Origin of the sequence: Streptomyces sp. NPDC059861 (assembly GCF_042731435.1) — a bacterium.
Lineage (GTDB): Bacteria > Actinomycetota > Actinomycetes > Streptomycetales > Streptomycetaceae > Streptomyces.
This window is the reverse complement of record NZ_JBHWJQ010000013.1, coordinates 37,500-54,650: the sequence shown is the minus strand read 5'-3', so window position 1 is coordinate 54,650 and position 17,151 is coordinate 37,500. Positions and strand designations below refer to the sequence as shown.

The 17,151-nt window shown below is 71.7% G+C and carries 16 protein-coding genes and 1 pseudogene; 7 read left to right on the top strand and 10 right to left on the bottom strand.

All coding sequences use genetic code 11. The features are described 5' to 3' along the window. Window positions 1-22 precede the first annotated feature (22 nt). The 10 genes and pseudogenes from ACFV6X_RS14215 to ACFV6X_RS14170 form a co-directional block, all read right to left on the bottom strand. Window positions 23-1,522 (bottom strand): SDR family NAD(P)-dependent oxidoreductase, encoded by a 1,500-nt coding sequence (locus ACFV6X_RS14215; RefSeq protein ID WP_385382430.1) that lies wholly within the window; start codon window positions 1,520-1,522, stop codon window positions 23-25. 375 nt (window positions 1,523-1,897) lie between these two features. Next, on the bottom strand, window positions 1,898-2,173 hold the full coding sequence (locus tag ACFV6X_RS14210) for a hypothetical protein (RefSeq protein ID WP_385382427.1): 276 nt from the start codon (window positions 2,171-2,173) through the stop codon (window positions 1,898-1,900). Window positions 2,174-2,259: 86 nt separating this feature from the next. Then, on the bottom strand, window positions 2,260-3,852 hold the full coding sequence (locus ACFV6X_RS14205; protein ID WP_385382424.1) for an alkaline phosphatase D family protein: 1,593 nt from the start codon (window positions 3,850-3,852) through the stop codon (window positions 2,260-2,262). A 215-nt stretch (window positions 3,853-4,067) separates the two neighbouring features. Further along, on the bottom strand, window positions 4,068-5,504 hold the full coding sequence (gene obgE / locus ACFV6X_RS14200) for a GTPase ObgE (protein ID WP_385382421.1): 1,437 nt from the start codon (window positions 5,502-5,504) through the stop codon (window positions 4,068-4,070). 105 nt (window positions 5,505-5,609) lie between these two features. Then, a complete protein-coding gene (gene rpmA / locus ACFV6X_RS14195; protein ID WP_365448950.1) occupies window positions 5,610-5,864 on the bottom strand; it encodes a 50S ribosomal protein L27 in 255 nt (84 codons plus the stop codon). A 14-nt stretch (window positions 5,865-5,878) separates the two neighbouring features. After that, window positions 5,879-6,199 carry a 50S ribosomal protein L21 gene (gene rplU / locus ACFV6X_RS14190; RefSeq protein WP_030217740.1) on the bottom strand — a complete coding sequence of 107 codons (321 nt, stop codon included), beginning with the start codon at window positions 6,197-6,199 and terminating at the stop codon, window positions 5,879-5,881. Between the two features lie 201 nt (window positions 6,200-6,400). Next, window positions 6,401-6,642 (bottom strand): annotated as a pseudogene (locus tag ACFV6X_RS14185) (integrase core domain-containing protein); the annotation flags it as partial. A gap of 108 nt (window positions 6,643-6,750) precedes the next feature. Then, window positions 6,751-11,070 carry an Rne/Rng family ribonuclease gene (locus tag ACFV6X_RS14180; RefSeq protein WP_385382416.1) on the bottom strand — a complete coding sequence of 1,440 codons (4,320 nt, stop codon included), beginning with the start codon at window positions 11,068-11,070 and terminating at the stop codon, window positions 6,751-6,753. Between the two features lie 248 nt (window positions 11,071-11,318). After that, window positions 11,319-12,068, bottom strand: a complete 750-nt coding sequence (locus ACFV6X_RS14175; RefSeq protein WP_385382413.1) for a TIGR03936 family radical SAM-associated protein — start codon at window positions 12,066-12,068, stop codon at window positions 11,319-11,321. 48 nt (window positions 12,069-12,116) lie between these two features. Further along, window positions 12,117-13,226, bottom strand: a complete 1,110-nt coding sequence (locus ACFV6X_RS14170; protein WP_385382410.1) for a hypothetical protein — start codon at window positions 13,224-13,226, stop codon at window positions 12,117-12,119. A gap of 121 nt (window positions 13,227-13,347) precedes the next feature. Between ACFV6X_RS14170 and ACFV6X_RS14165 the strand changes: the two genes are divergently transcribed. From ACFV6X_RS14165 to ACFV6X_RS14135, 7 genes are read left to right on the top strand one after another with little or no spacing between them, the layout of a single operon-like run. Further along, entirely contained in the window at window positions 13,348-13,635 is a 288-nt protein-coding gene (locus ACFV6X_RS14165; RefSeq protein WP_385382409.1) for a gas vesicle protein, read from the top strand. Beyond that, entirely contained in the window at window positions 13,632-14,105 is a 474-nt protein-coding gene (locus tag ACFV6X_RS14160; protein WP_365452354.1) for a gas vesicle structural protein GvpA, read from the top strand. Before ACFV6X_RS14165 ends, ACFV6X_RS14160 begins: the two co-directional genes overlap by 4 nt. A 3-nt stretch (window positions 14,106-14,108) precedes the next feature. Next, window positions 14,109-14,819, top strand: a complete 711-nt coding sequence (locus ACFV6X_RS14155; RefSeq protein ID WP_385382406.1) for a GvpL/GvpF family gas vesicle protein — start codon at window positions 14,109-14,111, stop codon at window positions 14,817-14,819. Window positions 14,820-14,861: 42 nt separating this feature from the next. Then, on the top strand, window positions 14,862-15,116 hold the full coding sequence (locus tag ACFV6X_RS14150; protein WP_385382403.1) for a gas vesicle protein GvpG: 255 nt from the start codon (window positions 14,862-14,864) through the stop codon (window positions 15,114-15,116). Beyond that, window positions 15,113-15,589 (top strand): hypothetical protein, encoded by a 477-nt coding sequence (locus ACFV6X_RS14145; RefSeq protein ID WP_385382401.1) that lies wholly within the window; start codon window positions 15,113-15,115, stop codon window positions 15,587-15,589. The genes ACFV6X_RS14150 and ACFV6X_RS14145 overlap by 4 nt, the downstream gene beginning before the upstream one ends. Then, window positions 15,582-16,619 (top strand): cyclase, encoded by a 1,038-nt coding sequence (locus tag ACFV6X_RS14140; protein ID WP_385382398.1) that lies wholly within the window; start codon window positions 15,582-15,584, stop codon window positions 16,617-16,619. The genes ACFV6X_RS14145 and ACFV6X_RS14140 overlap by 8 nt, the downstream gene beginning before the upstream one ends. 49 nt (window positions 16,620-16,668) lie before the next feature. Next, window positions 16,669-17,151, top strand: a complete 483-nt coding sequence (locus tag ACFV6X_RS14135) for a gas vesicle protein (protein ID WP_385382395.1) — start codon at window positions 16,669-16,671, stop codon at window positions 17,149-17,151.

The window sequence follows — 17,151 nt, the reverse complement described above, 5'->3', positions numbered from 1 at the left end:
CCGTACGGCTACCGGTGGGCGATCACGCCACGTCGTCCTGCCGGTCCAGGACACTGGCCAGCGCCTGCTCGAAACCGGAGGCCGTGACGGCACCCGCCGTCGGGTCCTGCTGTCGGACGTCGATGACATGGCCGGTCAGCTCGGACAGCAGCACGTCGAGCGAGGTACGCGCCACCGCCTCGGAGGAGAGCAGCGAGCCCGCGGGCTCGTCGCCGAAGGCCTTGGTGCGCATCGGGGTCGCGGTGCGCTCGGGGTTGACGCAGTTGACGCGGATGCCGTCGCCGGCCCACTCGTCGGACAGGGCCTGAGTGAGGTTCACCATGGCGGCCTTGGTCGAGGAGTAGAGGGAGTACTCGGCGCGACCGCGGGTGTAGCTGCTGGAGGTGTAGAGCAGCAACTGCCCCCCGGTCTCGGCCAGGTACTTGTACGCCGACCGCGCGATCTGGACCGGCGCCAGGTAGTTGACCTTCAGCGCCTCCTCGATGGTGGCGTTCTCCGTCTCGGCCAGCCTGCCGATGCGCAGCACACCGGCGGTGTTGACGACGTGGTCGATGCGCCCGGTCTCGGCGTAGGCCTGGGACAGCGCGTCGTCGACCTCCTCCGGGTTCTCGACGTGCGTGCCGGTGGTGGAGCGGCCGAGTGCGTAGACGTGCGCGCCGTAGGACTCGGCGAGTTCGGCGATGTCCTTGCCGATGCCGTACGAGCCGCCGAAGACGACGACGGTCCTGCCGGTGAGCAGCTCGCGGTAACCGTCCTCGCCGATCTGCTCGGGCGCGGCCGTGGTGCCCAGCTGGAACAGCTTGTCGGCGATGAAGACGTCCACCGGCTGGGTGACCTTCATGTTGTACTCGTCACCCGCGACGACATGGATCGGCACGTCCGGCAGGTAGCGCAGCACGACCGAGCAGTCGTCCGTGGCCTGGAAGTTGGGGTCGTCCGCCGCGACCTCGTAGGCCCGCTTGATCGTGGACAGCTTGAACGCCTGCGGGGTCTGACCGCGACGCAGCCGGGCGCGGTCGGGGATCTCGGTGATGAACTCGCCGTCCTCGCCGTGCGTCCGCGTGACGATGATGGTGTCGGCGGACGGGATGGCGACGTCCACGGCCTGGTACCGGTCGAGCGCGCCCACGCAGTCGTCGATGACGCGCTGCGACAGCAGCGGGCGTACGGCGTCGTGGAACAGGACGTTGAGGTCCTCGCCGTCGGCCAGGCCCTCGCCCAGCGCCGCGATGGCACGCTCGGTCGTCTCGTTGCGCGAGGATCCGCCCTCGATGACACGGGAGACCTTCTTGAACCCGGCCCTGGCGACGATCTTCTCGACGTCGGGCACATAGCCCGGTGTCATCAGGACGACGACGTCGTCGATGGAGTCGGCATTCTCGAAGGTGGTCAGGGTGTGCTCGATGACTGCCTTGCCGGCGATCTTCAGCAACTGCTTGGGGATCGACAGACCCACGCGCTGACCGGTGCCACCGGCCAGGATCACTGCGGTGGTTCGGGGCTTGGCTATGTGCTGTGACACAGGTGACCTACCTTGTGGCGACTGGGAACTTGCAAAGGGTCCCACTTGCGGTTACCGCTGTGCAAGGCGAGGGACGACGGCCGAAAACGTACACGCAACCCGCCATTCACCTTGCACTACCGGCAGCACCGCGGGACGTTCCGTGGACATGCGTGCAAACGTTGTGAGTAACTCCACAATTGGTTTGGATCGCTGGATGACGCGCAGGTTCCGCGTAAGTAACTCGCTGACGACTCGGCGCCGTCGGAGCCGTTTCACACCGGCTCTCCGGGGACCTTCACCAATTCTCTGTAAGACGTCGGTGCACCGTACGCGACATGGCGGGCGCCGTGTACCGGTGCGCGGCACCGCGGCCGCCCAGTGGGGAGAGGTGGCTCACCATGCGGCTGCGGCGGCGGCCGCCAGAACCCATCGCGGAGTGCAGATCTTCACATCCCGCGAATAAGGAGCGCACGCGTTCTTCATATGCGTCACGGCTTCATTGCCGGCGAGCCGGGAATGCGGCTCGCCGGGCAGACCATTTCCCCGGAATTCCCTGCCGGGATTCCTCAGGATTTCGGTCCCGGCGAGCGTAAGTGAGCGATTCGCCGTGTCCGCGACGGGCTGCGACGACTTCTCCGGAAGGCCGAGGAGTGTCTCGAACATACCCATCGGGCCGTCCCGGCCAGGTCGTTCGCAATCACAACGGTGACCCGCTCCGGCACCTGCCCCAGGGCTATTCCTCGAACCGTGAGGTGTCAGACCACCCGTACCCCGGGCCGTCCGGCGTCGACCCGCAGGCGCGCCAGTGTGGTCGGCCTCGCCCGTGGCTGGAGCACGGTGTCGACGATCCTCACCCGCGCGTCGATACCGTCCTGGCGGATGTCGAAGAGGTGGTAGCCGCGGTGGGCGTCGAGCAGCTTCCAGTGCGGATTGTCCGGCATGCGCGGGTCCCACTCCTTGCGGAACGCGGCCTGGTCCTGGTCGCCGTTGCTGGAGACGGACGTGCCGACGAACTCGGCGCCGACGACCGCGGAGGCCGGGTCGGCGAAGTCCTCCTTGAGGTCGGCGACCATCGTGAGATGCCGGTCACCGGTGAGCACCACCGGATTGCTGACCTTCCGGAACTCCTTGAGGAACCGGTTGCGCTCGGCCTGATAGCCGTCCCAGGCGTCGTAGAACCACTGCTTGCCCGCACCGGCCAGCAGATCCGTCTCCGCCATCATGATCTGCGAGCCGACCAGGTTCCAGCGCGCGGGCGACTCCCGCAGCCCGTCGAGCAGCCACCGCTTCTGGCGGGTGCCGAGCATGGTGAGCCCCGGGTCGAGCGCGCCGGCCTGACCGGTCGCCTGGTCGCTGCGGTACTGCCGGGTGTCCAGCACGTTGAGCCGGGCCAGCCCGCCGAACTCCAGGCGGCGGTACATCCGGATGTGCGGGCCGTTCGGAACCGCGCTCGCCCGGACCGGCATGTGCTCGTAGTACGCCTGGTAGGCGGCGGTGAGCCGGGCCATGAAGGCGTCGTGCGACTGCTTGTCGGGGTCCTGCGGGGTCTCGCCGGCGAAGTCGTTGTCGACCTCGTGGTCGTCGAAGGTGACCACCCAGGGGGCCGCCGCGTGCATGGCCTGGAGGTCGGGATCGGTGCGGTACTGCGCGTACCGGTTGCGGTACTGCGTGAGGCTGTAGGGCTCGCCGGTGCCCTCGTGCCTGCGCGGTGCCGTCGCGGAGGGCGCCGACTCGTAGATGTAGTCGCCGACGAAGAGGACGACGTCGGGGTCCTGGGCCAGCATGTCGGCGTAGGGCGTGAAGTAGCCGTGCTGCCAGTTCTGGCAGGACGCGAGCGCGAGGCGCAGGGCGCCGCCGGAGCTGAGGCCGTGGGGCGCGGTGCGGGTGCGGCCGACGGGCGAGATCCTGCCGCCGGCGCGGAAGCGGTACCAGTACTCGCGGCCCGGGCGCAGCCCCCGTACATCCACGTGGACGCTGTGCCCGTACTCGGGCCGGGCCTGCGCGACACCGCGCCGCAGGGGCCGCCCGAAACGCTCACTGTCGCCGATCTCCCACTCCACCGAAACGGCGCGCTCGGGCATGCCGCCGCCGTGCAGCGGGTCGGGCGCGAGCCGGGTCCACAGCACGACGCCGTCGGGGAGTGGGTCGCCGGAGGCCACACCGAGGCTGAACACGCCCTCGGGCAGCGGGCTTTCGGCGGCCCGCGCGGCGGACGGCAACCGTAGCTGGGCGGAGGCGGCGGCGCCGACCACGGCGGCTCCCGCCGTAAGGAAACGGCGCCGGTCGGGTGAGGGAGACCCCGTCCGCGCGGAGTCGACAGCGGGGGCGGGTCCGGTCTCTCCGGTCATCCTGCGGAACTCCCTTGCCACAGCGGCCTCTTGGTCCCTTCGGAAGCTCCACGGCCGGGCGGGCCGCCCGCTGAACACAGAGAGGCGCGTGCATGACAAGTGGGCAGACGGGAAGAGACCCGTTGCGGCAGGGAGACGGCGCGTGAAACGCCACCTTGCCGCAACGGGTCCCGCGGACCGTCGGGCGACCGCCGCCGGAGCGGCCGCCACGCAGCCTAGAACGGCTCGAAGTCGTCGAACTCCTGCTGGAGCTCGTCACGTTCGGCCTGCCGGTCGCGGCGCCGGTGCACGGCGGGGCGCTGCTCCTCGAAGCGGTGGTCCTCGCCACGGCGGCCCAGCATCTCCGCACCGGCCATGACGGTCGGCTCCCAGTCGAACACCACGGCGTTGTCCTCGGGACCGATGGCCACGCCGTCCCCGTTCCGGGCGCCGGCCTTGACCAGCTGATCCTCCACGCCGAGCCGGTTGAGCCGGTCGGCGAGATAGCCGACCGCCTCGTCGTTGCTGAAGTCGGTCTGCCGCACCCAGCGCTCCGGCTTCTCGCCACGCACCCGGAACAGCCCGTCCTCCTCGCGCACCACGGTGAAGCCCGCGTCGTCCACGGCCTTGGGCCGGATGACGATCCGCGTCGACTCCTCCTGGGGCCGGGCGGCACGCGCCTGCGCCACCAGCTCGGCCAGCGCGTAGGACAGCTCCTTCAGCCCCGTCCGCGCCACCGCCGACACCGTGAAGACACGATAGCCGCGCGCCTCCAGGTCCGGCCGCACGATCTCGGCGAGGTCGTTGCCGTCCGGCACGTCGATCTTGTTCATGACGACGATGCGCGGCCGGTTGTCGAGGCCGCCGTACTCCCGCAGCTCCGCCTCGATGACGTCGAGGTCGGAGACGGGGTCACGGTCGGACTCCAGGGTGGCGGTGTCCAGCACGTGCACCAGCACACTGCATCGCTCCACGTGCCGCAGGAACTCCAGGCCCAGCCCCTTGCCCTGGCTGGCGCCGGGGATGAGACCGGGGACGTCGGCGATGGTGTACACGGTCGAACCGGCGGTGACGACACCGAGGTTCGGCACGAGCGTGGTGAACGGGTAGTCGGCGATCTTCGGCTTGGCGGCGCTGAGCACGGAGATCAGCGAGGACTTGCCGGCGCTCGGGTACCCCACGAGCGCCACGTCGGCGACGGTCTTGAGCTCCAGCACGACGTCCTGGAGATCGCCCGGCTCACCGAGCAGCGCGAACCCGGGCGCCTTGCGCCGGGCCGAGGCCAGCGCGGCGTTGCCGAGCCCGCCCCGGCCGCCCTGCGCGGCGACGAAGGAGGTGCCGTGCCCGACCAGGTCGGCGAGGACGTTGCCCGCCTTGTCCAGCACCACGGTGCCGTCCGGCACCGGCAGCACCAGGTCCTGGCCGTCCTTGCCGGAGCGGTTGCCGCCCTCGCCGGGCTTGCCGTTGGTGGCCTTGCGGTGCGGGGAGTGGTGGTAGTCGAGCAGCGTGGTGATCGACTGATCGACGGTGAGGATCACGTCCCCACCGCGCCCGCCGTTGCCGCCGTCGGGTCCGCCGAGCGGCTTGAACTTCTCACGGTGGACGGAGGCACAGCCGTGGCCCCCGTTACCCGCGGCGACATGCAGTTCGACGCGGTCCACGAAGGTGGTCATGGTGCGGTGCCTCCAGTTACGTACGGGAATGTCTCTTGTACAACACGCGAAAGGCGGACCCGCTTCCCCGGAGGGAAGTGAGGCCCGCCTCGCGAAAGCTTCCGATCAGGCGACCGGAACGATGTTCACGACCTTGCGGCCACGGTGGGTACCGAACTCCACCGAACCGGCCTGCAGCGCGAACAGCGTGTCGTCGCCGCCACGGCCGACGCCGGCGCCGGGGTGGAAGTGCGTGCCACGCTGGCGGACCAGGATCTCGCCCGCGCTGACGACCTGACCGCCGAAGCGCTTCACGCCGAGGCGCTGAGCGTTGGAGTCACGACCGTTACGGGTGGACGATGCGCCCTTCTTGTGTGCCATCTCTCCTCAGTCCCTTACTTCGCAGCCGCGGGGATCTCAGTGACCTTGATCGCCGTGTACTGCTGGCGGTGGCCCTGACGACGGCGGTAGCCGGTCTTGTTCTTGTAGCGCAGAATGTCGATCTTCTGGCCCTTGTGGTGGTCCACGACCTCGGCCTGGACCTTGATGCCGGCCAGCACCCACGGGTCGCTGGTCACAGCTTCGCCGTCGACAACGAGCAGGGTCGAGAGCTCGACCGTGTCGCCAACCTTGGCAGTGGAAATCTTGTCAACCTCAACGATGTCGCCGACAGCAACCTTGTGCTGGCGACCACCGCTGCGCACGATGGCGTACACGCGGATCTCACTCTCTCGCTCGGGAACGGCACCCCCGCAGTCCAGCCGCGACAGGCGAAGCGGCCTCTCCGAAGCGCCCGGCGCTCCGGAGGAAGAGGTTTACGGGGATGTGGCATGCCACTCGACACGCCGACGGTCAAGGTTACGGGGCCCGGCTTGAGGGGTCAAACCGAGCCCCGTGCGATGCCGCTCCGGGTGTACTCGGTGGGCCCATTCCGCCCGCAGGGGCGGTTGAGGCGTTCGACCTTGCCGTTGGTCCAGGGGCAGTGGGGCCGGGTGAACTCCTGCTTCGCGCCCAGGCTTTGGCAGGCATCCCGGAACGCGCCGGAGGTGCGGTAGTTGCGGGCGTTGTCGGTCATCACGCGCTCGGTGCGGGCGATGCCGTGGCCGGCGAAGAACGCGGCCGCGCGGGTGAGGAAGGCGGCGCAGGTGGTGCCTTTCTTGGGTGCCGTCCTTCAAGGTGCACCCGCACGGCACCTCACCAGTACGGTCGAGCGCGGGGCACCCCGTCCATCGGGTGCCCCGCGCTCGACCGCTGTGTGAAGGGCCGGTCAGTCCTCCGTCGAGACCGACACGGTCGGCTGCGACTGCTCGGCCGCCGCCGTCTTCTTCGACGTCGCCTTGGTGGCCTTGGCGGCGGTCGCCTTGGTGGTGGACTTCGCCGCCGTCTTCTTGGCCGTCGCCTTCTTCGCGACCGTCTTCTTGGCCGCGGTCTTCTTGGTGGCGGCCTTCTTCGCCGTGGCCTTCTTCGCCGTCTTGCGGGCCGTCTTCCTGGCCGGGGCGGACTCCGCGTCGCCCTCGTCCTCGTGGACGGCCTCGGCGGCGGCCGCCCTGGCCTCCACGAGGGCCTGCTCGGCCTCGTGGGCGGCCTGCTCCGCGACCGGCTCCTGCGCCTCCGCCGACGGGACGACCAGCACGGCCGCCTCCTCCGACGCGGTCGGCGCGGTGGCCTTGCGGACCGCACGGCGGCGCGGACGGGCCGGGGCGGCTGCCTCGGCGGGCGTCTCGGCCCGCTCCGGCTGCGCCGCGACCGGCTCCTGCGCGGTCTCCGGCACGGCCGGCGCGGTCTCGGCGACCGTCATCACAGCCGTCTCGGCCGACGCCGACGCGGGCGCCCCGGCCGGTGCGCTCACCTTGCGGGTGGCGCGACGGCGCGTACGGCCCTTGGGCGCGGCCTCCTCGGCGGGAGCCTCCGCCGGGGCGGCCTCGACCACCGGGTCCTCGACGGCCATCGGCTCCGCGTGCGCCGCGGCGGCCGGCTCCGGCTGCACCGGACGCGCGGCCTCCTCCTCGGCCGTCACGTCCTGAGCCGTGGGCACCGGCAGGCCGGCCTCGCTCTTCGGCGCGGGCGCGCCCGCCGGAGCGGACGCCCGACGGCTCGACCGGCGGCGCGAACGACCGCGCGACGCGGCGGCCTCGGCCTCGGCGACGCTGCTGTACAGCTCCTCGTCCGGCGCGAACTCCGGCGACGCCAGCGCCACCGGCTCGGCGACCTCGGCGGCGACCTCGGACTCGGTCTCCGCCTCCTCCTCGGCGGTCCCGCCGGCCACCACCTCGTGCGTGTGCTCCGGGTGCTCGGCACCGGCCCGCGCGCGCTTCTTGCGCTTGCCGCCGCCACCGCTCGCCGTCGGCTGCTCCAGGTGCACGATGACGCCGCGCCCGTTGCAGTGGACGCAGGTCTCGGAGAACGACTCCAGCAGACCCTGGCCGACCCGCTTGCGGGTCATCTGGACCAGGCCCAGCGAGGTCACCTCGGCGACCTGGTGCTTCGTACGGTCCCGGCCCAGGCACTCCAGCAGGCGCCGCAGCACCAGGTCCCGGTTGGACTCCAGCACCATGTCGATGAAGTCGATGACGATGATGCCGCCGAGGTCACGCAGCCGCAGCTGGCGGACGATCTCCTCGGCCGCCTCCAGGTTGTTCCTGGTGACCGTCTCCTCCAGGTTGCCGCCCTGGCCGGTGAACTTGCCGGTGTTGACGTCGACGACGACCATCGCCTCGGTCCGGTCGATCACCAGCGAACCGCCGCTGGGCAGCCAGACCTTGCGGTCCAGCGCCTTGGCGAGCTGCTCGTCGATCCGGTACGTGGCGAAGACGTCGACCTCGGAGGTCCACTTCGACAGCCGTCCGGCCAGGTCGGGCGCGACGTGCGCGACGTAGCCGTGGATGGTCCCCCAGGCGTCCTCGCCGCTGACGACGACCTTGGAGAAGTCCTCGTTGAAGATGTCGCGCACGACACGGACGGTCATGTCCGGCTCGCCGTACAGCAGAGTCGGCGCGTTGCCGCTCTTGGCCTTCTTCTGGATCTCCTCCCACTGCGCCTGGAGCCGCTCGACGTCCCGGCGCAGCTCGTCCTCGCTCGCGCCCTCGGCCGCGGTACGCACGATGACGCCCGCGTCCTCGGGGACGATCTTCTTGAGGATGGTCTTCAGCCGGGCCCGCTCGGTGTCGGGCAGCTTGCGGCTGATGCCGGTCATCGAGCCCTCGGGCACGTACACGAGGTAGCGGCCCGGGAGGGAGACCTGGCTGGTCAGACGCGCGCCCTTGTGCCCGATCGGGTCCTTCGTGACCTGCACGAGCACGGACTGGCCGGACTTCAGGGCGGACTCGATGCGGCGCGGCCCGTTGGCCATGCCCAGCGCCTCGAAGTTGACCTCGCCGGCGTAGAGGACCGCGTTGCGGCCCTTGCCGATGTCGATGAAGGCGGCCTCCATCGACGGCAGCACGTTCTGCACCTTGCCGAGGTAGACGTTGCCGACGTACGAGGTCGACTGCTCCTTGTTGACGTAGTGCTCGACGAGCACGCCGTCCTCCAGGACACCGATCTGCGTACGGTCGCCGTGCTGGCGGACGACCATCACGCGCTCGACGGCCTCGCGGCGGGCCAGGAACTCGGCCTCGGTGATGATCGGCACCCGGCGGCGGCCCTGCTCACGGCCCTCGCGGCGGCGCTGCTTCTTGGCCTCCAGACGCGTGGAGCCCTTGATGGACTGCACCTCGTCGGACGGCTCGGCACCCTTCTCCCGCAGCGGCCGCGGCTCGCGGACCTTGACGACCGTGCGCTCGGGGTCGTCGGCGGACGGCTCGGTGTCCGGGCCGCTGTCGCCGGCCCGGCGACGACGACGGCGGCGACGGCGGCTGGAGGACGAACCCCCCAAGTCCCCGCCGGAGCGGTCGTCCTCGTCGGCGTCCTCGTCGATCTGCTCGGCGGTGTCCTCGGCGTCCTGCGCGGCCTGCTCGGCGGCGAGTTCGTCGCCGTCACCGTCGGCGAAGTCACCGGACTCGCCCCGACGGCGGCGCCGGCCACCCCGGCGGCGACGGCGACGGGACCCGGTCTCCTCGCCCTCGTCGTCCTCGACGGTGTTCTCGGTGCTCTCCTCGGGCTCCTCCGCCTCGTCGTCCACGGCGGTCTCGACGGCCTGCGTCTCGGGCTCCTCCGCGGGTCCGGCACCCCGGCGCCGGCGGCGACGCCGCGACCCGGTCGGCTCCTCGGGGAACTCCTCGGCCTCGGGGGCCTCCTCCGCCGCCTCGGCGGCGGCTTCGGCGGCGGCCCGCTCGGGCGTCTGGAACCTCGGCTCGGTGAACACCGGTGGCTGGAACACCGCGACCGCGGGCCGCGCCGGTGGACGCAGTGCGTCACCCTCGCCGGACCCGGACTGGGCGGGCGCGGCGAACCCGGTCGCCGCCTTGCGCACGACCCGTCGCCGCGCACGACGCGTGGCACCACCCTGTTCGGCGCCCTCGGCCTCGGCGGACTCGGCGGGCTCGGCGGGCTCGGTCACGGCGGGCTGCTCGGCCCGCGCGGGCTCGACGGATTCCGCGACGGCGGTCTCGGCGGCCGCCTCGGCGGCGGCACCCCGACGGCGGCGCGTACGACGCGGCGCGGCGGCCTCGTCGGCCTGCTCACCGTCGACCTCGACGCCCTGCTCAGCGGTGGCCCCGGCGGTCTCGTCCACGGCGGTGGCGGTCTCGTCCGCGGCGGTCGCGGCCGTCTCGGCGGGCGCCGTCACCCGGCGCGTGGCCCGGCGACGGGCGCGGCGCGGAGCGGCTTCGTCGGTCGCCTCGCTCTCCTCGGCGGCGGCGATCCCTGCCGATGCCTCGGTGGCGGGTACGACGTCTTCCTGCTGCGCGGTCCCGGCATCGGCCGGAGTCTCGGTCGGCGCCGAACCCCGGCGGGTCGCCCGGCGACGGGTGCGCCCGGCGGGCGCGGCCTCCTCGACCGGCGCGGACTCCTCGTCGGCGGCACCGGCGGCGGGCACCTCGGCGCTCACGGACGCGGCGGCCGGAGTGTCGGTGGGCTCGGCGCCCTCGACGGTCACCGGCGCACCGGCGGGGGCGGACGCCCGGCGCGTGGCACGGCGGCGACGCGGCGCCGCGGGCTCGTCGACGACATGGGCGACCGCGCTCTCGTCCACCGGCTCGGCGGCGGGAGCGGCGGCCGGCACCACGGTCTCGGCGGCCTCGGCGGACACCGGCGCACCGGCGGGCGCGGAAGCCCGGCGCGTCGCCCGGCGACGCGAACGCCCGGCGGGCGCGGCCTCCTCGACCGGCGCGGACTCCTCGTCGGCGTCGGCGACCTCTTCGGTCGCGGACGCCTCGAGCGCCTCGTCGACGTCCCCGGCCTCCTCGGAAGCCGCGGAGGAGAGGTCGGTGGCAGCCAGGCCGGCGGGTTCTCCGGAGGGCAGATCGCCCGAGGCCGGCTCGGCGGCGTCGGCGGCCGGTATGGCCGGCTCGACCGTCTCCGCGGGCGTCCCGGACGTGGCGGCGGGTGGACCCGCCGGTCGGGAAGCGCCACGGCGCCGACGCGGCGGCAGGGTGTCGCTGGGTGTATTGAGTTCGGAACCCTCGGCGGGTTCGATCGGCTCGAGCATGCGGGCGTTTCTCCCGTCAGGCTCCCGGGCGCCGCACCTGGTCCGGCAGTGGTGCCGGTGACGTCCGCGGCTCGCGCGATGCGCGACTGCCGCCGTCCGGGGCGCGGGCGCCGCACGGGAGCTCTCTGTTGTCCTGTCTCGCCGGTTCCGTATGCCGTGTTGCGTACGGCCTGGCGAAAGTCTTGTGGTCGGTGCGCTGCCCGACCCAGGTGGCTCCCGAGTACGAGGGCGGCGCTACGACGTCCGTCCTACGCGGGACCCGCCTCGCGGTCAGGCGCGAGCGGGTCTGTCACCGTGCCGGTCTCTTCATCGAACAGCCCCTGCGCCAGCCTGGTCACCGCTGCGGGGACCGGCGGCGCCAGGTCGGCCACGGCGCGGAGACCGGACAGGACGTCGTCGGGTCGTACGGCAGGCGTCACGTGCCGAACAACCAGCCGCAGTATCGCACAGGGCTGGTCGGTCGGCCTATCAGCCTGCGGATGCTGCGCCTCCGAGGCCGTACGGCCGTCGCGGCTTTCGAGGCTCACGACCGCCGGGCGGGCGTCGAAGGTGCGGACGCCGTTCTTGGTCAGCCGCTGCACCTCGACGGCCTCGGCCGCGTTGAACGCGGCCACGGCACGCGCGGCGTCGCCCGGGTCCACGCCGGTCAGGCGCAACTCCCAGACGGAGGCCGTCAGCCGGTCGGCGAGGCCCGACGTTCGGGCCTCGACGGCGTCGACGATGTCGAGCCCGGTGGGCATCGACTCGTCGAGGAGGATCCGGAGCTTCTCCGGATCGCGCGGCGCGGTGAGCGCGATCTCCAGGTACTCCGCCTCACTGCCCGTGCCGGTGGGTGCGGCATTGGCGTACGACACCTTCGGGTGCGGGGTGAACCCCGCCGAGTACGCCATGGGTACCTCGGCGCGGCGCAGCGCACGCTCGAAGGCGCGCTGGAAGTCACGGTGGCTGGTGAACCGGAGGCGGCCGCGCTTGGTGTAGCGCAGTCGGACGCGCTGCACCGCGGGTGCCGGCGGCGGGCCTTCGGGCTGTCGCTTGCCCAGTGTCGTTCAGTCCTTCGTGAGAGCGGTCTTACTGCTACCAAGAGTACGTGTCTCGGCGGCCACAGGTTCCCGCCGGGCCACCTCCGGCCGCTGCCGGGGCTCGCCGAAGAGCATCCGCCGGAAGTCGGCCCGTGCCTGCCGCACGCTCGCCCGTGCGGACGCCAGCGCCTGCCGCGAGGCCCGCCCCACGGCGCGCAGCGCCTCGCCCACCGGCCGCAGCACCACGTCCCGGACGAGATGACCGGCAGGTGTGAGCACGCGCGTGCGGACCCAACGCACCGGTTCCACGAAGATCCACCGCGAGAGCGTGCCGAGGAACCGGCCGACGGCGAGCGAGATGTGCCCAGCGACCCGCCAGGCGTGCCCCAGCGCGGCGCCGACCTCGCGCCCGACGACCGCGAGCACCTGCCCGACGGGCACCAGGCCCCAGCGCCACACCGCGAGGGCGGGCAGCACGAACAGGATCCGGCAGGTCCAGTACAGGGCCGCGCCGATGCCCGTGAAGACCATGCCCACGAGCCACACGAGCCCTTGCAGGCACCACACGATCGCCCGTCCGACCGGCGTGAGGACCCGCACGTACAGCCAGGCGGCGGGCGCGACGAGGAGGTGGCGCACCAGCCACACCACGGCGGTGAACACCCCGGCGCCGACGACGGCGAGCACGGCGCCGACGCCCCTCAGGACCCACATGACCGCGTGTCCGACGGGCGTGAGCACGCGCGCGTACACCCACTCCAGCCCGGCGGCGATCCCCCGTCCCACCCAGGCGATCGCCTGCCCGGCGGGCGTCAGGACGTACCGGTACAGCCACCCGCAGGGCACGACGACGAGCACGTTCCCGAGCCAGGCGAACGTCCGGCCCACCGGAACCAGCACCCAGCGCCACAGCGCGACGAACGGCCACACGAACACCGCCCGCCCCAGCCACAGCAGCGCCCGCCCGGTCGGCCTCAGCACCGTGTCGTCGACGAACCGCCCGGCGACGACCAGCGCGTCCCAGGCCATGCGCACCGGCAGCACGAGGACGAGCATCACGAGCCGCACGGGTACGCGGATCGCGACCACAAGGCACCCGTCAGGTGGCGGCTGAGGTGGCGGTTTTCCCAGGTCCATACCCCAGTAGACGCCACCGGCCGCGCTCCGGATGCACCAGGACGCCCGAAAACCTGCTGACCGGAGCGATACAGGAGGGCGTTTTGGGAGACACGGAGGATTGACAACGATTGGTGATGATATGCCCGACAACGAGAGAGTCTCGGCCCCCGAGGCGATGCGGCAGGCGACCGAGCAACTCGCGGAGCTGCTCGGCCGGCGACCTGAGTCCGTCTCCGCGCTGAAGCCGACGGACGACGGCTGGGAGGCCGAGGTCGAGGTCGTCGAGCTGGAGCGCATCCCCGAGACCACGAGCGTGATGGCCAGCTACGAGGTCGCGATGGACCCGGCCGGCCAACTGCTGGCCTACAGACGCGGGCGCCGCTACACGCGCGCCCAGCTCGACCGGAACGAAGGGAGCAGATCGTGACTGTGACGCCGGGCGGCGGCGCGGTACCCGCCCCCAGTTCGGGCTCCGGGAACCTCTACGACGTACTGGAGTTGGTCCTGGACCGCGGTCTGGTGATCGACGCCTTCGTACGGGTCTCCCTGGTCGGCATCGAGATAGCCAAGATCGACGCCCGTATCGTCGTGGCCAGCGTGGACACGTATCTGCGCTTCGCCGAGGCATGCAACCGGCTGGACCTGGAAGCGGGCCGCAAGGCCCCGGCCCAGCTGCCCGACGTGATGGAGCGGGTCACCGAGGGCGGCGCCAAGGGCAAGAGCAAGGGCGCGCTGAGCGGCGCCGTCGAGGCCTTCACGGAGTCCCTGCAGGGCGGCCGCGACGAGATCGAGAGCGGTGAACGACCTCGGCGCGGCAGGGGCGAGCGGCGGGAGCGGGAGCGCGAACCGGCCGAGCGCCGCTCCGAGCGCCGTTCCTCCAAGGACCGCGAGGAGTGAGCGATGTCCCTGTACGTCTACGCCATCACCGAGGCATCGCATCCGCTGCGCCTCGACGGCCTCAAGGGCGTCGGCGAGGCGCCCTCCGAACTGCGTGTGGTGCGCGGCGACTCGCTGTGCGCCGTGGTCAGCGAGGCCCCAGCGGACCTGTCGATCGCCCGCCGGGACCTCGAGGCACATCACACGGTGCAGGAGCGGTTGTGGTCCGACGGCGTCTCGCTGCCGCTGGGCTTCGGGTTCGTCGCCCAGGACGAGGACGCCGTACGTGTCGTCCTGGAGCAGGGCTCCGACCAGTACGCCCAGAGGATGGCCGAACTCGCCGACCGGGTGGAGTTCAACGTCAAGGGCGTGCAGGACGAGGACTCGCTGCTGCGACGGATCATCGAGGACTCCGACCGGATACGTGAGTTGAACGAGGCGACGCGCGAGGGCGGGAGCCCCGAGCAGCGGATGGAACTCGGCCAGCTCGTGGCCCAGCAGGTGCAGGGCCGCGAGGAGGCGCTCGCCACCCAGGTCGTCACCGCGCTGCGGCCGTTGGCTCAGGCGGAGAGCCTGTCGCCGTCCTCGGAGCAGTACTTCGTCAACGCCTCGTTCCTGGTGGACGACGAGAAGTCCCAGGAGTTCACCGACGCCTGCGCGGAGCTCGCCGGGCAGCTGCCCGAGGGGGCCGAGCTACGGCTCCGCGGTCCACTGCCGCCCTACAGCTTCGCCTGACACCCACCGACGGCACCTGGCCGCACGACACAAGGAGGCACCGTGGGACTGGTCTTCGAGGTCCTGGCACTGCCCTTCGCCCCGGTGCGAGGCGTGGGCTGGGTGCTCGACAAGGTCGTTCAAGCCGCGGAGAACGAGTACTACGACCCCACCCCCATCCAGGCGGCGCTCGCCGACCTGGAGCGGGCGCGCACGCAGGGCCGTATCGACGAGGAGGACTTCGCGGCACGCGAGGAGGAACTGCTGGGACGGCTGGAGGAGATCAGGCTGTACCAGCTCGGAAGGTCGGCATCATGAACAACGCCAAAGTGGGAGCTGCCCTCATCGGCGGCTATGCGCTGGGCCGTAACAAGAACGCCAAGGCCGCCCTGGGGCTCGCCCTGGCGATGGCCGTCAGGCGCGCGAAGGCCGGAGACCTCGCGGAGGCCTTCGCGCCCGTGCTCGGCAACCTCAGCCAGCAGGCCCGCACCGAACTGGCCGGCGTGGCCAGGGCAGCGGCGACCTCCGTGGTGAACGCCCAGGTCAACCACCTCGCCGACTCGCTCCACGAGCGCACCCTCGGCCTGCAGGGGCAGCAGGGACGATTGCGGCAACAGGAGGACGAGGACCTCGAGGCCGAGGAGCCGCGCGAGGAGAAGGAGGAAAGGCAGCTCAAGGCCAAGAAGGCGGTACGCCGGATGTCGTCGCAGCCGAAGTCCGGCAGCGTGGCGCACAGGACGTCCTCGAGGCCGAGGGGCTCCTCGCGAGCGAGGGAGTCGGACGATGGCTGACGTCAAGGCACCCGTACCGGGATCGCCGCGCGGTACCGACACCCTGAAGAGCCCGGGCGCGAAGCTGGTGGAGGAGCTGGGCGCCTACGCCGAGACCCGCCTGGAGCACATCCTGGCCGGCGTGGGACACAAGGTGGGCGACGCGGCGAACCGGATCGGCTCCGCCCATCTGGAACCCGGCGCGCTCGTCCACGGCCTCGGCAAAGGAGGCAAGTTGCTCGGCGGGCAGGCGTCCCAGGCCAAGGAAGGCGCCGTGCACGCCAAGGACGCCGTGACAGACAAGATCAAGCAGGCCGCCGGCCACACGCACGGGTCGTCGCACGGCGGCGCCAGGAGCATGACCGTCATCGAGGACATCGACATCGGCGTTCCGGTGCGCGAGGCGTACGACCAGTGGACGCGGTTCACGGAGTTCGGCCGGTCCGCCGAGGACGTGACGGGCGTCGAGGAGACCAAGATCGCCAAGGCCGGCCGCGCGTGGTCCGGGACGATCACCGAGCGGGTGCCCGACGAGCGGATCGCCTGGATCTCCGAAGGGGCCGGCGGCACAACCAGCGGGGTGGTCACCTTCCACCCGGTGGCCGAGAACCTCACCAAGGTCCTGCTGGTCCTCGACCACGTCCCCCAGGGACTCGTCGAGAAGACCGGAAATCTCTGGCGGGCCCAGGGCCGCCGTGCCCGGCTCGACCTGAAGCTCTTCCGCAAGTTCGTGATGCTGCGCGAAGAGATCCGCGACGGCGAGCTGGTCCGTGGCCTGCACGAGGAGTACGAGGAGGAGGACCTGGAGGCCCGCGGGGAGGAGCAGACGCGCGCCGAGGACGACGAGGAGTACGAGGACGACGAGGCACAGCCCGAGGACCGCTACGACGAGAGGGACCAGCACGCGGCTCGGGACCCAGACGCGGACACAGCCGCAGACGAGGACGAGCAGGAAGACGAAGACGAGGACGAGTACGACGGAGAGGAGGACGAAGAGCCCGAGGACCGCGACGAGGAACCCCCGGCCGAGAGCCGCAGGCGCCGCAGGTAGCCGGCGCCGACGACACTGAGCCGCTTCCAGGAACGAGGTCGACGACGCCGTGACCGAGCCCCCACCTGCCGGCCCCTCCCCGGCGCGGACGCTTCAGCCGTACAACCAGGGAACCAGTGCCAACCTCGCCGACATACTCGAGCGGGTGCTCGACAAGGGCATCGTCATCGTCGGCGACATCAAGATCGACCTGCTCGACATCGAGCTGCTCACCATCCGGCTCCGCCTCCTGGTCACCTCGGTGGACAAGGCCAAGGAGATCGGCATCGACTGGTGGGAGCGCGACCCGGCCCTGTCGTCCCGCGCCGACGGCACCCGCGACCTGAAGGAGCAGAACGAGCGCCTGCGCGACGAGGTCGAGCAGCTGCGCAGGCAGATGGCGGAGTGGCAGGCGGAACTGCCGGAGGGCGCCACCGGTGGCCGCCGCCGCGCCCGCGACCGTGACCGCGACCGCGATCAGGACCGCGAGCCCGGCGCCGAGCCCCGGCGCAAGCGGCGCAGGACCGCCGAGGACGACGACGGCCGGAGTTGA

Coding starts and splice junctions, on each gene's coding strand:
- ACFV6X_RS14165 (WP_385382409.1), top strand. CDS start 13,348: ATGCCCGACAACGAGAGAGTCTCGGCCCCCGAGGCGATGCGGCAGGCG.
- ACFV6X_RS14205 (WP_385382424.1), bottom strand. CDS start 3,852: ATGACCGGAGAGACCGGACCCGCCCCCGCTGTCGACTCCGCGCGGACG.
- ACFV6X_RS14155 (WP_385382406.1), top strand. CDS start 14,109: ATGTCCCTGTACGTCTACGCCATCACCGAGGCATCGCATCCGCTGCGC.
- ACFV6X_RS14140 (WP_385382398.1), top strand. CDS start 15,582: ATGGCTGACGTCAAGGCACCCGTACCGGGATCGCCGCGCGGTACCGAC.
- ACFV6X_RS14145 (WP_385382401.1), top strand. CDS start 15,113: ATGAACAACGCCAAAGTGGGAGCTGCCCTCATCGGCGGCTATGCGCTG.
- ACFV6X_RS14210 (WP_385382427.1), bottom strand. CDS start 2,173: ATGGGTATGTTCGAGACACTCCTCGGCCTTCCGGAGAAGTCGTCGCAG.
- rpmA (WP_365448950.1), bottom strand. CDS start 5,864: ATGGCACACAAGAAGGGCGCATCGTCCACCCGTAACGGTCGTGACTCC.
- ACFV6X_RS14180 (WP_385382416.1), bottom strand. CDS start 11,070: ATGCTCGAGCCGATCGAACCCGCCGAGGGTTCCGAACTCAATACACCC.
- obgE (WP_385382421.1), bottom strand. CDS start 5,504: ATGACCACCTTCGTGGACCGCGTCGAACTGCATGTCGCCGCGGGTAAC.
- ACFV6X_RS14170 (WP_385382410.1), bottom strand. CDS start 13,226: ATGGACCTGGGAAAACCGCCACCTCAGCCGCCACCTGACGGGTGCCTT.